Source organism: Parageobacillus thermoglucosidasius, assembly GCF_001295365.1.
Taxonomy (GTDB): Bacteria; Bacillota; Bacilli; order Bacillales; family Anoxybacillaceae; genus Parageobacillus; species Parageobacillus thermoglucosidasius.
The window spans coordinates 2,916,392-2,931,208 of record NZ_CP012712.1 but is presented as its reverse complement, the minus strand read 5'-3'; the positions used below and the strand labels follow the sequence as shown (position 1 = coordinate 2,931,208).

The 14,817-nt window shown below is 40.3% G+C and carries 11 protein-coding genes and 1 riboswitch; of the genes, 8 read left to right on the top strand and 3 right to left on the bottom strand.

Translation table 11 applies throughout. The features are described from left to right. Nucleotides 1-1,064: 1,064 nt before the first annotated feature. From AOT13_RS14360 to eat, 5 genes are all read left to right on the top strand, one after another. Nucleotides 1,065-2,588, top strand: a complete 1,524-nt coding sequence (locus AOT13_RS14360; RefSeq protein WP_042383780.1) for an amidase — start codon at nt 1,065-1,067, stop codon at nt 2,586-2,588. Between the two features lie 338 nt (nt 2,589-2,926). Beyond that, nucleotides 2,927-4,393, top strand: a complete 1,467-nt coding sequence (locus AOT13_RS14355; RefSeq protein WP_232511535.1) for an ethanolamine ammonia-lyase reactivating factor EutA — start codon at nt 2,927-2,929, stop codon at nt 4,391-4,393. Between the two features lie 13 nt (nt 4,394-4,406). Beyond that, nucleotides 4,407-5,768, top strand: coding sequence for an ethanolamine ammonia-lyase subunit EutB (locus tag AOT13_RS14350; RefSeq protein ID WP_042383776.1), 1,362 nt, complete (start codon nt 4,407-4,409; stop codon nt 5,766-5,768). A 24-nt stretch (nt 5,769-5,792) separates the two neighbouring features. After that, nucleotides 5,793-6,635 carry an ethanolamine ammonia-lyase subunit EutC gene (gene eutC, locus AOT13_RS14345; protein WP_042383775.1) on the top strand — a complete coding sequence of 281 codons (843 nt, stop codon included), beginning with the start codon at nt 5,793-5,795 and terminating at the stop codon, nt 6,633-6,635. Nucleotides 6,636-6,661: 26 nt separating this feature from the next. Then, nucleotides 6,662-8,056: an ethanolamine permease gene (eat, locus tag AOT13_RS14340; RefSeq protein WP_042383773.1), complete on the top strand. Its 1,395-nt coding sequence runs from the start codon at nt 6,662-6,664 to the stop codon at nt 8,054-8,056. 752 nt (nt 8,057-8,808) lie between these two features. Here the strand turns inward: eat and AOT13_RS14335 are convergent. Beyond that, nucleotides 8,809-9,804 (bottom strand): acyltransferase family protein, encoded by a 996-nt coding sequence (locus AOT13_RS14335; protein WP_003250004.1) that lies wholly within the window; start codon nt 9,802-9,804, stop codon nt 8,809-8,811. 257 nt (nt 9,805-10,061) lie between these two features. Between AOT13_RS14335 and AOT13_RS14330 the strand changes: the two genes are divergently transcribed. After that, complete coding sequence (locus AOT13_RS14330) at nt 10,062-10,241, top strand: H-type small acid-soluble spore protein (protein WP_035501952.1); 180 nt, start codon at nt 10,062-10,064, stop codon at nt 10,239-10,241. Between the two features lie 85 nt (nt 10,242-10,326). Then, the gene (locus AOT13_RS14325; protein ID WP_013876817.1) at nt 10,327-10,494 is read left to right on the top strand and encodes a twin-arginine translocase TatA/TatE family subunit; all 168 of its coding nucleotides are present in this window, start codon (nt 10,327-10,329) and stop codon (nt 10,492-10,494) included. 25 nt (nt 10,495-10,519) lie between these two features. On the opposite strand, the gene AOT13_RS14320 is transcribed toward AOT13_RS14325, so the two are convergent. Further along, nucleotides 10,520-11,992: an amino acid permease gene (locus tag AOT13_RS14320; RefSeq protein WP_013876818.1), complete on the bottom strand. Its 1,473-nt coding sequence runs from the start codon at nt 11,990-11,992 to the stop codon at nt 10,520-10,522. Between the two features lie 133 nt (nt 11,993-12,125). Continuing rightward, nucleotides 12,126-12,316: riboswitch (Lysine riboswitch) on the bottom strand. Nucleotides 12,317-12,605: 289 nt separating this feature from the next. On the opposite strand from AOT13_RS14320, the gene AOT13_RS14315 reads away from it, so the two are divergent. Continuing rightward, nucleotides 12,606-13,190 carry a YitT family protein gene (locus AOT13_RS14315; RefSeq protein WP_003250013.1) on the top strand — a complete coding sequence of 195 codons (585 nt, stop codon included), beginning with the start codon at nt 12,606-12,608 and terminating at the stop codon, nt 13,188-13,190. A gap of 140 nt (nt 13,191-13,330) precedes the next feature. Here AOT13_RS14315 and AOT13_RS14310 read toward each other — a convergent pair whose 3' ends face one another. Then, complete coding sequence (locus AOT13_RS14310) at nt 13,331-14,725, bottom strand: peptide MFS transporter (protein WP_013400648.1); 1,395 nt, start codon at nt 14,723-14,725, stop codon at nt 13,331-13,333. Nucleotides 14,726-14,817 lie beyond the last annotated feature (92 nt).

Here is a 14,817-nt window from a genome sequence, read left to right as displayed (position 1 = left end):
AGTAACTCAAAAAACTATAGGGAAAAAATTAGAAGTTGCATTTTGTATGATTTGATAATAACTGAAAAAATGGAAATAGCCGAGCGGGTGGGTCGAGAAAGGATAGCTGATTACGAATAGAGATTCTAGAAATCCATAGTTCAACTCACTGCTATCAACAAAACGGAAAAGTCGAGGAGAAGTAGGGAGGGATGTAAACCTCCTGATACTCTCTGACGACAACCGATAAGTGATGGACAAACAATTTAAAGAATGGATATCGGAACTTGTTATGCAGTTTTTATAACGAATGACGTTCTTTCAGTATCTCGATTTTCTATAGCATGAATTTATAAAAAAGTTCGGAAGCTTTAATCATTAAGAAGTTCATGTAAAGCAAGCGGATTTTGTCTCTTGCCAAGAAAAATGAGAAATTTTAAGATTAATCTCTAAATTAAGAGACAAAATTAGTGAGTCAATTCGATTAGCTGTTTTGCTTTAAGATTACCTACAGTTTTGAATTTTTAGGATTTGAGGATACTCATTTTCGTATGATTGCATTCTTATCCATTCGGGGATGATTCTTGCTTTTTATTTTAAGCCTATTTTCTCGTACATTTCTGATCTATCTATCTGTAAAGTTGGTATCGGTAACACTAGAATGTTGTGCACTGACTTTTACAATTTCTCCTAACAAGTTTCTTTTTTACCACGTTGAGTTTCCTCCCATTCTGTGCAAATTCTTCTTTTTGTAGACGTGTTGATTGACTTCTTTCTACTCTTTCTATAGTAATATTTTAACTTATTTGTATATTCACATCTTAAATAGACCATTCTTCCTATCACCACTCCGATTATCAATGGCAAAGGTAATTAATAACATATTATAGAAATGATCTTAGGATTTTGGTGTAAAAAATATGTTAGATAAACTGACATAAAAATTGTTCTTATTTTTTAAATATACTTTAATATTTATATAAAATTTTTTTAAAATATGTAACTACCGAGAGTAGGTACTCTTTTAAGCGTGTTGCAAATAACAAGTAAACACTCAAATTACTTTTAATTTAGGAGGAAAACGAATGGCTGTTAAAAAACCAACGATTGAACAATTAAAAAGAATTGCAGAGAAGTTTGATCTTGACCTCACAACGAATGAATTATCTTTATATCAAGAATTAATAGAAGGGACACTTGAATCCTACCATCGTTTAAACCAGCTTGTAGAACCAAGTCTCCCAGTAAAATATCCACGCACTCCAGGGTATCGTCCAAGCGCTGAGGAAAACCCGTACAATGCATGGTATTGGAAAACTAGCATCAAAGGAAACAGCACAGGAAAATTAACGGGAAAAACAATTGTTCTAAAAGATAATATCAGTCTAGCAGGTGTTCCTATGATGAATGGTTCCGCTATCCTTGAAGGTTTTGTACCTGACGAAGACGCTACCATTGTAACTAGGATACTGGATGCTGGCGGAGAAATTGTAGGCAAAGCGGTTTGCGAGGATTTGTGCCTATCTGGAGGCAGTCACACTTCTGCAACAGGCCCCGTTTTAAATCCACACGACCCTACCAGATCATCAGGTGGTTCTTCTAGTGGCTGTGCAGCATTGGTCGCTGCTGGTGAAGTGGACATGGCAATCGGCGGTGACCAAGGAGGATCTATTCGAATTCCGAGCTCCTGGTCTGGTGTATATGGTCTTAAGCCTACATACGGACTTGTTCCTTATACCGGGATTTTTCCGATTGAACAGACGATCGATCACACTGGCCCTATTGCGAGAACGGTGGAGGATGTTGCCTTATTGCTTGAAGTGATCGCGGGGGAAGATGGATTAGATCCAAGGCAGTCCGGTTTAGAAGTGAAACCATACACAAAATCACTTGTTGGTCATGCGAAGGATATGAAAATCGGAATCGTAACGGAAGGCTTTGGCTGGGACGGGCTGTCCGAGGAAGATGTGGATCATTTAGTAAGAGAAGCCGCGTATTCTTTGGAAAACAGTGGAGCAACAGTGGAAGAAGTATCGATTCCCATGCATCGGGATGGCATTCACATCTGGAACGGGATTGGCATAGAGGGGCTTACTTCCTTAATGGTCAAAGGCAATGGCATGGGAACGAATTGGAAGGGACATTATAGTACGAAACTTCTTGATGCCTATGGGAAAGCACGCAAAATACGAGCCAATGAATTTTCCGATACAGTGAAAATGACAATCTTGCTTGGACAGTATATGCAGGATCAATATAACGGGAAATATTACGCGATCGCACAAAATCTGGCTCGAACATTAAAACAAGCCTATGATCATGCACTAAAAACATATGATGTGCTGATTATGCCAACAACACCGATGAAGGCGACAAAAATTCCTTCTTCCGATGCTTCAAAGGAAGAAATTATAACGAGAGCTTTAGAAATGATTTATAATACTGCACCATTCAATGTTACAGGACACCCAGCCATGAACGTCCCGTGCGGAAAATCCGAAGGGCTGCCTGTCGGGATGATGATCGTTGGAAGACATGGCGAAGATGACATGGTTTTGCGTGTTGCTCATGCCTTTCAGTCGACACATGAACGTGTTGCTACAATATAAAGCTAACTTGTATTGCTAGATAAAAGAATCACAGGAATAAGGCCCATGTATAAAAAATCTTTTTAAAAAATACTGAATGTTCGGAAAGAAGAAGTTCTGTACAGAGTGTTATTTTTATCTTACAACAGACAATGCTAAAACTTAAAGACAGTACAACATTGCTATTTTATTTATTGTAGCTACACATCTATCTTGGGAAAGGAAAAATAATATTTTACAGAAGAAAAAATCTATTAGATGAAAGAAGAGTATGAAATACTGATTCTACAGTTGATTGAAAAATTCTTGAGTATAATACGAAACCAGCGCCAATAACTGAAACACAGGATTTTTAGGAAGTGAGTAAAGTGGAAAGTCAATCGATGATTAGTGTGGGAATCGATATCGGAACAAGTACGACAAAATTTATTGTCAGTCATTTGAAATATGCAAAAGTATCCAGTCATTTTTCATTGCCTCGCTATGAAATAGTTGAAAGAAAGATTGTGTATGAAAGTCCTATGTTCTCAACGCCGTTAAAAGAGAAACGGGATGAAATTGATTTGAAAACTCTCGCGTTATGGCTTGAAGAGCAATATAAAAAGGCAGGAGTGACTGTATCAGAAGTAAAATCTGGCGCTGTGATCATAACCGGCGAAACCGCGACGAAAAAAAATGCAGAGAACATTTTACATTATTTAGCTGAAAAAGCGGGTGATTTTGTAGTTGCTATTGCTGGTGCTGGTTTGGAAGCATTGCTTGCCGGCAAAGGATCTGGTGCTTTTTTGCGATCTAAAGAAGTGAAAGGAACGGTTGCTAACATTGATATTGGGGGTGGAACGGCGAATGTTGCCCTTTTTCGGAGAGGGAAGGTATTAGGTACCATTACTTATCATGTTGGCGGAAGATTAATCGAATTAGATCAGAATGGCGAAATTACGTTTATATCCCCATCCATTCAGCCATGGTTACAGTCGAAAAATTTTCGACTGCAGGTGAAGAAAAAAATTTGTTTTAAAGAAATGCAGCAGATTGTCCAGGAAATGTGCAAAGAGATGCTGGATTCGCTAACAGGTCAGAAACCGATTCGGTCGGATGATTCGCTAATTCACAGCACGAGCTTTCAGGTGATTCCGCCTATCGATGAAGTGATGATTTCTGGAGGAATTGGCCAGTTGCTCGGCAAAGAAGCTCCTGCAACGATCTACGACACGGTTGTCTATGGAGATATCGGTCCGCTTCTTGCACACGAAGTAGTTAAGGCGGTTGAAAATTGTTCATTAAAACTAATAAAAGCAACGCAAACATCTCGGGCAACAGTAATCGGGGCTGGAATGCAAAGCACGGAAATTAGTGGAGCTACTATACATGTTGCCCCGTCACGTCTCCCGATCCGCAATTTGCCAATTATGATGATTGAGCTAAACGAGGAACAGATAAAAAACGGTGATTGTGTGTATGAGCAAATCAAGAATGCGATGATCGAGTGGAAGCAATACTTTCAAGAGGAGCAAGAAATTCCTTTTGCCGTTTGTATTCGGGGGATTTCTTATTGCTCCTATGCAGGATTAAAAGAAGTAGCCAAGATATTATTTTCACTTTATGAACAATACTTTCCTAGGAATCTTGTTTTAGTAGTCGTCTGTGAAAACGATATTGCGAAAGCACTCGGGCAATTGCTAGTGCTTCAATCTAAAAATAAAGTAGATATTATTTCGATTGATCAAGTTGTAGTCGAACAAGGTGACTACATTGATATAGGAGAAACCATCAATCAAAGTATGGTTCCGGTAGTCATCAAAACGCTGGCATTTATGAAAAATTAGGAGGTGATTCGATTTGAAAACAACGATCACATTAATGGGGAAAACTTATCAATTTAAAAGCTTGAAAGAAATTATGGCAAAAGCAAATGAAGAAAAATCAGGCGACCAGCTAGCGGGTATTCATGCACAAGATGCACAAGAACGTATTGCAGCAAGACATGTTTTATCAGAGTTAACTCTTGCTGATATTCGAAATAATCCTCTTTTGCCGCCGGAAGAAGATGAGGTATCACGTGTCATCGAGGAAGGGGTTAACGAAAAAATTTACGCATCGATTCGAAACTGGACGGTTGCAGAACTTCGTGAATACCTTTTATCACCGAATGTAACAAACAACGAAATCACTCATATTCGCAGAGGATTAACAAGTGAGATGATCGCTGCAGTAACGAAGATTATGACAAATTTAGATTTGATTCAAGCTGCCTCAAAAATCACAGTAGAAACACGTTGCAACGCAACGATCGGTCAAAAGGGACGATTAGCAGGGAGAGCACAACCTAATCACCCAAATGATAATTTACAAGGAATCAAGGCGGCGATTTTTGAAGCATTGAGTTACGGCGTTGGGGATGCGGTTATTGGGATTAATCCGGTTGTTGATACGGCAGACAGTGTGAAGGCGATTTTAAATATGACAAAGGAGTTAATTGAAAAGTGGAATATTCCAACGCAAAATTGTGTTTTAGCACATGTAACAACGCAAATGAGGGCAATTAAACAGGGAGGGGCAGCAGATTTATTATTCCAAAGTTTGGCAGGTACTGAACTTGGAAACAAAGCATTTGGCATTAGTGTGGAATTGCTCGACGAGGCAAATGAACTGATTTTAAAAGAAGGAACAGCTGCTGGCCCGAATGTATGGTATTTCGAAACAGGACAGGGATCAGAACTGTCAGCAGATGCTCATCATGGTATTGACCAATTGACGTTAGAGGCTAGATGCTATGGGCTGGCTAAGCGATATAAGCCGTTTATAGTGAATACAGTAGTGGGGTTTATCGGACCTGAGTATTTATACAACAGTAAACAAGTGATTCGTGCGGGACTTGAGGACCATTTTATGGGAAAACTTCATGGTTTGCCGATGGGAGTGGATGTTTGTTACACCAATCATATGAAGGCGGACCAAAATGATATGGAAAACTTAGCAGTCCTGCTGGCTGCAGCGGGTGTTAATTTCGTAATCGGTGTGGCTATGGCGGATGATTGTATGCTAAATTATCAATCTCTTAGCTTCCATGACATTGCCACACTAAGAGAATTGCTGCACATGCGGCCGGCTCCAGAGTTTGAGCGCTGGTTAGAAAAAATGGGGATTATGGAAAACGGAAAGTTAACATCGATAGCTGGTGATCCTACTTTATTTTTATAAGCTATAAAGGTGGTGGTATGTGAAATGAATCAAGCGGATATTCAACAAGAGAAGTTGATTATGGAATTACAGACCAAAATATCAGACAAAATAATCGATAAAGACGAAGATGAAAAAAGTTTTCATTACACTGTGGTTGATTGGTCAACATATGTCCCAAATCCAAAATTTCCTGAAGGAATTGATGAATTGCGAAAAGTAACTCCTGCACGTATAGGGGTATGGAGGACGGGGACACGTCCACTGACGAAAACAATTTTAAAATTACAGCTTGATCATGCTGCAGCTGTTGATGCTGTTAACGGAGAAGTCTCTGATAGTTTACTTAAAGAATTTAATTTATTTACAGTAGAGACTTGTTATGAAAATAAAGAAGTTTATTTAAAGAGACCAGATAAAGGGCGGGTTCTTACAGAAGAGGCAGTCAAAACGATCCAAGAAAAATGTGTGAAAAATCCTCAAGTACAAATCGTTGTTTCTGATGGATTAAGTGCAAGTGCGATTGAGGCAAATCTCAGAGATATTTACCCAGCATTGTTGGATGCATTAGAAGTAAATGGGTTAACGCAAGGAACTCCTTTTTTTGTAAAAGGTGGAAGAGTAGCATGCATGGATCATATCGGTGAGATCTTGCAACCAGAAGTTCTTGTCCTTTTAATTGGAGAGAGACCAGGTCTTGTTTCTGCCAATTCTATGAGTGCTTATATGTGCTATAGACCGAGAAAAGGAACTATAGAATCGGAGAGAACTGTGATTTCTAATATTCATTCAGGAGGTACTCTTCCTGTTGAAGCTGGTGCCTATATTGGTACGATTTTAAGAAAAATGATTGATCAAAAAGCTAGCGGACTTCATTTAGAGCTTTAACATAATTATTAAGGGGGAAGGATAGTGTGGTGAACAATTCTAATCATTTGCAAAAGGCGTTAAAGCCGATTCATTTATGGGGAATTGCGGTGGGAATGGTGATTTCAGGCCAGTATTTCGGATGGAATTACGGGTTTGAACAAGGCGGAACGATAGGATTAGCGATTGCTGCGATTATTGTCACTATTTTTTATACGACTTTCATATTTAGCTATTCAGAACTTTCTACATCCATTCCACATGCTGGGGGACCATCCGCCTATGCAAGAAAAGCAATGGGCCCTTACATGGGGTTTATGACAGGATTAGCCTGTTTACTTGAATTTGTTTTTGCTCCTCCTGCTATTGCTGTTGCGACAGGGGCCTACATTAACTTTTTAATTCCAAGTATTAACGCTGTGTATGCTACAGTAGCTGTTTTTTCGCTTTTTATTTTCATTAATCTAATAGGTGTTAAAGGAGCAGCAATCATTGAGCTTGTTGCTACTATTTTAGCGTTGATCGGTTTAAGTATTTACTATGTTGCTGGACTGCCACATGTAAAAAGTTCAATGATATTTAATGATATGTCATTTTTTAACGGTTGGACGGGAGTATTTGCCTCTATTCCTTTTGCGATTTGGTTTTTTCTTGCTATTGAGGGGGGAGCGATGGCGGCAGAAGAAGTTCGTAATCCTAAAAGGGACATACCAAAAGGATTTATTTCTGGAATTTTGACGTTAGCGGTTGCAACAGTTTTTACGTTACTTGTTACGGCGGGACTTGGCGGAGGACAAGGAAAACCTGCTGATTATCCACTTCCACAAGCACTAGCTAGCGTTTATGGTGAAAACAATATTTTACCAAAAACGGTCGCCGTTATTGGGGTGTTTGGATTAATAGCGAGTCTACATGGTATAATCATTGGTTACTCCCGACAAACATTTGCATTAGCTAGAGCGGGATATCTTCCTAAATTTCTCTCTAACTTATCAAAAAACGGAGTGCCACATTGGGGATTAATTGTACCTGGTATCATAGGAGTAGTTAGTGCTGGTTCAGCTAGTTTTGCCAATGCTTTAATTATTTTATCTGTGTTTGGTGCGATTACTATGTATTGCTTGAGTCTCATATCGCTGTTTGTGTTGCGGAAAAAAGAACCTAATATGGAACGTCCTTTCAAAGTAAGCTATCCAGTTGTCCCAGGCATAGCACTTTTTTTAGGTATCATTTCGTTTTTTTGCGTATTAAAGTATAGTGTGTTAGCTACAAACCTTCCTCTCTTCGGAATGGAAGTTCCATTGATCGTTGTAATTTTGTTCGTGTTTGGCGCGGGAAGCATTTACTATTTCTTAGTAGGTGCAAAGAAAATTCGCCCAATATCTGAGGAATTTGTATCTATTGAAGATGTAGTATCTAGCCAGCAAAATATATCGTTATAATTTCAAGAAAAAGTAGTTCATTACTCATAAAAGTGGGAGGGAACCAGAGAAAGAGCCGAAGAGTCGCAAGTGAAAGAAAGACAAATGGCAATTGGAATAAAATCTTCTTTCTCCACAAAGAATATCAAGAAGTGTTAGGCGAACGGAATAGATTTTCGAAAACGAATCCGGATGCGACATTCACGGCGGTGAAAGATGATCATGGAAAAATGGCTAGTAAGAACCAACCTAGATACAATATACAGGTGTGAGAACAGAAAATCAATTTATCGTTATCACGAATAACCGGTGAGACCTCCATGTTTGGAGCCATTTGGTCACTTTGGATATCCAAAGACCAAACAAAAACGAGTCATTATGGATTCCGCCTAAAGGAGTGAGGAGAACTACATGTACTGCGAGAAAAAGAAGGTGGTCACCCTTGGAGCGGAAACAAAAGAAAGAGTTGCTGAAAGAGATTAGCTGAATTGAGAACATGACGTATGAGGAGAAATTGAATGAGAGAGATTTACACCAAAAGGGAACTTGGTGTTTGTGTGTAAACAGAATTGCTGTGGAATGGTTTATGCTACCCACAATTGAAAAAAGTAGGCGGCCACCGTCGACACAATGAAAAGAAGAACATACAGGAGAATGAGGAGAAGATCTTTTGAAAAAGTAAAAATATCAAAATGATGTAAAAACAAGGAAAGAGGCTGCCCGCAAAAAGTTATTTTACCGATATTGGGACAGCCTTTTCTTTGTTACTATGTTTATGAAACAGCCTGTTTCTTTTTTGGGAATCGCCATTCTAACAGCGGGCGCATAACGCGGGCGATCGGCTCGCTTCCAAGCACAAGCACAACAATGACGGATAACCCTAGCAATAGCGGATAACCGTGAATACTCATAATAAAATCTGGAAATTTTGTTTCATGCAAATATTTTAAAATAAATCCGTGCAAAATATAAATATAAAAAGTTCTTGCGCCTAACTCGGAAAAAGAGAAACGGCGGTTTGGGATGAGCGCAAGAAAACAGAGCATCATTAACGCGCTTGCGCCATAAATAACCAGCCGTCCAAAAATTCCTTTTTCCTCTGGCACACCGAGCGTATCGTATGATTTGGAGCCATATAGCCATTCCTGAGGTAAATCAGGAAAACCAAAATGAATCATCACGAACATTCCGGCTAAAACAAAAGAGGAAAACAAACGCCAGCGCCATGTAAATAACCGTTCGATATCCTGTTTATGAAGAAAAAATCCTAATAAAAAGAATGGAAAAAATGTAAAAGTGCGCGATATGCTCAGCCATTTTTCCGCATCGATCATGCCTGCCCCCACTCCTAAAAGAAGGGAAAGCAATAATGAAACAGGTTTTGGGATTTTCGCAAAGATCCATAACAGCAAATTCCAACTGAATAAGCTAATTAAAAACCATAAACTCCACTGCGGAGTTAATAAGTCGAATTCAATGGAATCTTGTTGATATAAGAAATAATAGTAGACCGAATACAACAGTTGGAAAATAAGATAAGGGAGCAATAATTTTTTTGTGATTTTTTTTAAATATCCTTGTTCATGAAATTTTTTTGCGAAATAACCTGAAATAAAAATAAACGCCGGCATGTGGAAAAAGAAAATCCAAATATATAAGCTATGCACCCATAGCACACTATCGATATACGGGCGGAGAAAGTGGCCAAACACGACGAGGAGCATCAATACACATTTCGCGTTGTCAAAGTAGTAATCACGCTCACTCATAGTGTTTCCTCCTTTTTTGTCTATACCAATTCGAATGATACTTCTTCTTTTTTGAGGGGTCAATAGTATATCATTTTTTGGAAAGGTGTGAATTTTTAATGATTAAAGAAAAGAGCTTGAAGCGGCTGTATAAGAAATCATCCATACGAAAGGGGAGCGAAACAAATCGTGCAGCTTGTGTGCTAAGATGGAACATTCTCGGAAGCAAGCGTTAGCGGAAGATGGAGATAACGCTGATAAGAAAGGAGGGAATACCAATCGAAGTCATTCGCGCAAAACAAATCGCTGAATCGGGAAAAATCGTGCCAGTCACTTATGAAGGACAACAAGTAATGATCCAACATGTGGATGAGGAGCGAGAAATGGCGCGCATTTATCGGAAAAATGATCCGGAGAAAGAATGGGAAGTGCCGGTCCGCCTTCTACAAGAAGAATAGATGTAGCGGCGGCACTTTCGGTTCACATATGATATAATACGTATGTTACAATAGAAGAAAAAATATATGTATGGAGGTGAATCATATGAACATCGGATTTGGAGAAATCGCTCTCATTGTCTTTTTTGCGTTGCTTATTTTTGGCCCGAAAAAGCTGCCGGAATTGGGACAAGCGGCTGGAAAAACGTTGCGCGAATTTAAAAATGCGACAAGAGGAATTATCGATGACGAAGAGCAAAAAGCGCAAAAATAAGGACTTGGCATGTACTGCTAAGTCCTTATTTTTGTTCTAGATCGCACTCATGCAAAGGAATGACTTTTGTTTTCTTCACAAATTTATATGCAAGCCAGACGATAATAAAGAGAGGCAAGCCGATGTACGAAACAAGAACACCATACCAATCAACGGTTCCGCCAATAAACGCCTGGTAGTTTTGCCCTAAAATCACAATAAGGCAAATGACAAATGCAAAAATCGGGCCGAACGGGAACCACTTTGCTTTATACGGCAAATCATTGAGATTTTTTCCTTGCGCAATATACGCTTTACGGAACCGATAATGGCTGATGGCAATGCCAAGCCATGCAATAAACCCAGACATTCCGGAAGCGTTTAACAACCATGTATAAACAACGCCGTCTCCAAAGAAAGAGGCCAAAAAAGCAAGTGTTCCTAATGAGGCAGTGACAATCAGCGCATTGACCGGAACTCCGCGTTTATCCAGTTTCGCTAAAAATTTTGGCGCTTTTCCTTCACGGGCTAAATCCCAAAGCATGCGGGTGGATGCGTACATCCCGGAGTTGCCTGCCGACAATACGGCGGTTAAAATGACCGCGTTCATGACCGAAGCGGCAAAGGCGATTCCCGCTTTATCGAATACAAGTGTAAACGGGCTAACCGTAACATCGTCATTGGCAAGCCTTTCGTCTGTATAAGGGATTAACAAGCCGATCGCCAGAATGGCTAAAACATAGAATAACAAAATGCGCCAAAACACCCGGCGAATGGCGCGGGGAATGCTTTGTTCCGGGTCCTCTGTTTCTCCTGCAGCGACTCCTAACAATTCCGTTCCTTGGAAGGAAAAGCCAGCCGCCATAAAAATTCCTAGCATTGCCATAAAACCGCCGTGAAACGGAGCATCCCCGATAGTGAAGTTTTTAAAGCCGACCGCTTCGCCGCCCATAATACCGACAATCATGAGAAAGCTGACAATTAAAAAGACGATGACGGTCGCTACTTTAATGAGGGAAAACCAATATTCTGCTTCCCCAAACCCTTTGACGGACAAGTAGTTTAAAAGAAACATAATTGCTAAACAAAGCGCGCTCCATAACAGCGATGGACTATTTGGAAACCAAAATTTCATGATCATCGTGACAGCAGACAGCTCTGCGGCGATCGTGATCGCCCAGTTATACCAGTAATTCCACCCTAATGCGAACCCTAACGCGGGATCGACAAACTTTGTTGCGTATGTGCTGAACGATCCGGAAACGGGCATGTATGCGGCCATTTCCGCAAGGCTTGTCATTAAAAAATACACCATAATGCCAATAGCGATATACGCGGCAAGCGCTCCACCGGGGCCTGCTGTATGCACCGCTCCGCCACTTGCTAAAAACAAGCCTGTGCCGATCGTTCCTCCGAGGGAAATCATTGTTAAATGGCGGGTTTTTAGCTTTCGCCGCAGGCCGCTCTCAGAAAATGAAGCGGCAGAAGAAGCAACTATTGTTTTTGTTGATGTTTCCATGAAACGCTCCACTCCTTTAGGTTACAAATATTAATGCATTCATCCATGAAATGCCTAAACATCTGCATAATAAAAAAAGCCGTCGAAGGAGATCGACGGCAGTGTTGAAGTAGCTGCATACCATCAACTCTCCCATGAAGATAGCGCTCCATACCCGCATGGTTTATGCAAGTATGACAGTGTTGTCCCTATTCGGCGACAACCCCAGCCTGAGCATCCAGAGAAATGCCCAGACTTCGGCAGCTTTTCCTTTCCGGTAAAGTCATTGACGTGCTCTGCGTCTCGTTTACCGTACTCATAAAAGCCGCAGCCTCTACTTCATTGGGCGAATGAGCATCATATTCTATTTTATATTAATATATTAATCGATTATTCCAATAATCGCAATAGAAAATGCATAATGCATCTTAATTTTTCCTTGTTATGTAAATTTTTTTGACGAGGGGCGGCATCCGAAAATCGATGATTTGCAAGCAGGAGGATTGTTCAAGTTTCGGCTGCGAAAAAGACAAGTCTTTTGCTGCGGCGCCATATATATAGAATATCGATGTTTTTCTGTGTTGTGCCAATTCTTGCTGACGAAAGTTTTGCAAAAAAACGAGGTGTCGCTTTCATGTTAAAAAAAATCGCCGTTATTACGATCGGCAGCATTTTTCTTGCCATCGGCATTAATGTTTTTTTAGTTCCTCACCATTTATTAGATGGAGGAATCATCGGAATTGGTTTGATCGTCAAATATATTTGGCATGTCAAAGTGGGCCTGGTAATTATTTTATTAAGTGTTCCTCTTTACATTATTGCTTGGTTTTATTATCGGCCGCTTTTTTACAATAGTCTTCATGGTTTGCTGTTCTCTTCTTTGATGATCGATGTCTTTTCCGTCCTGCGCGGCGCAGTCACGCTGGACCCCATCGTGAGCTCTGTTATCGGGGGAGTTTTTGTGGGAGTCGGGATCGGCATGATGCTGCGCGAAGAGACGAGCACGGGAGGGACGGATTTATTGGCGCAATTTATTGCAAAAATGACGAACTGGAACGTCGGGATGATTATTTTTATGATGGATGCCATTATTATTGCGGTTGGGAGTTTTGTCATTGATTCGACTTCGTTTTTTTATTCGTTTATTGTCGTAACGGTAGTCGGGATCGTGACGACGGTGTTAACAAAAACAAACGGATGGAGGCACCATATCGTGTAATATCCACATTGCCGATTTTATTATCACTAATCGGCAATTATGTGGCGCATAAACAGCGGGAGAAGGGGAAAATGAGATTGGCCTTGGCGGCTGCATTCCATTATTATAAAAAAGCTGGCCCGTCAAAGGAATCCAGCTTTTTAGTTCATCATTCGCACCAATTTTTTCGTAAACAGCAGCAAAATCAGGCCTAATCCAATCGTCACGCCGCTAATGAGGCTGAAAATTTCTAAATAGCCTAAAGATTGTGTAAATGCAGCTAATTGACCAGCCAGCAACTGAGCAACACCTGTTCCCGCTAGCCATACTCCCATTAATACCGATGCCAGCCGGGCAGGAGCAAGTTTGCTGACCATCGACAAGCCAACCGGCGATAAGCAAAGCTCACCAAGCGTGTGAAGGAAATAAGTGAAAATGATAAATAATAAATTTGCTTTTTCGACGATATGTTGTTCATCACTTCCGGTTTGTAATACAGCCGGAATTAGCACGGCAAAGCCAAGGCCGAGCAAAATCATGCCAAGACCCATTTTTGCTGGGATTGGCAAGTCACCGCGTTTGGAATTCGAAAGTTTTGTCCAGATTAGCGACACGACCGGTGCCAACACAATGATAAAGAATGGGTTTAGCGATTGGAACCAAGAAGTAGGCATCGTCCAGCCGCCAATCGATTTATCCACGAATTTGTCTGTATATAACGTTAATGAACTTCCGGCTTGTTCAAATCCAGCCCAGAAGAAAATAACAAAGCACGTTAAAATAAAAATAACGGCGACGTTTTGTTTTTCTTGTTTCGTTAAAGGGGTTTTGGCTTTTGCTTCTGTTTCTTTGTTCTGTTTAGCTGGCGCGCCGGTAGGCTGTTTGCCGATGTCCCCTAAATAGCGGTTGCCAAACAGGTTGAAGATAAGTTGTCCGATAATCATGCCGATTGCTGCCGCTAGAAATCCGTACTTAAATCCGTAATGGATGATGCCATTGATGTTCGTTGCGAAATATTTTTCCGCCAAAAATCCGCATACAAGCGGTGCAAACAGTGCTCCAATGTTAATCCCCATGTAGAAAATGGTAAATGCGGCGTCTTTTCGTTTATCGTTCGGAGCGTAAAGTTCTCCGACAAGTGTAGAAATATTTGGTTTAAAAAAGCCGTTGCCAATAATTAATAAAATTAATCCGATATAAAGCCCTATTTGATTGTTGATGGCAAATAAAATGAAGTTACCAAGCGCCATCGTGATGCCGCCGATGGTAATCGCCAATCTTCTGCCTAAAAATCGATCAGATAAATAACCGCCGACAAGCGGAGTGAAATAAACTGCGCCAGTAAAAATTCCATAAACCGTCATCGCGACGCTCGGCTTTATTCCTAATCCGCCGCTGACAAGTTCTGTCGTTAAATAAAGGACAAGAATTGCCCTCATTCCATAATAGCTAAATCGTTCCCAAAGTTCTGTAAAAAACAATAAATAAAGCCCGGGAGGATGTTTCATCTTTGGACGTTGATTTTCTAGCGCCGTTGTTTCCGGTAGTGCACTCATTATTGTCTTTCCTCCTTGGTGTTTTTATATGATATATCATTTATTTTAATTATAAAAATATTTGTATGTCAATAAAATTATATATAAAATAT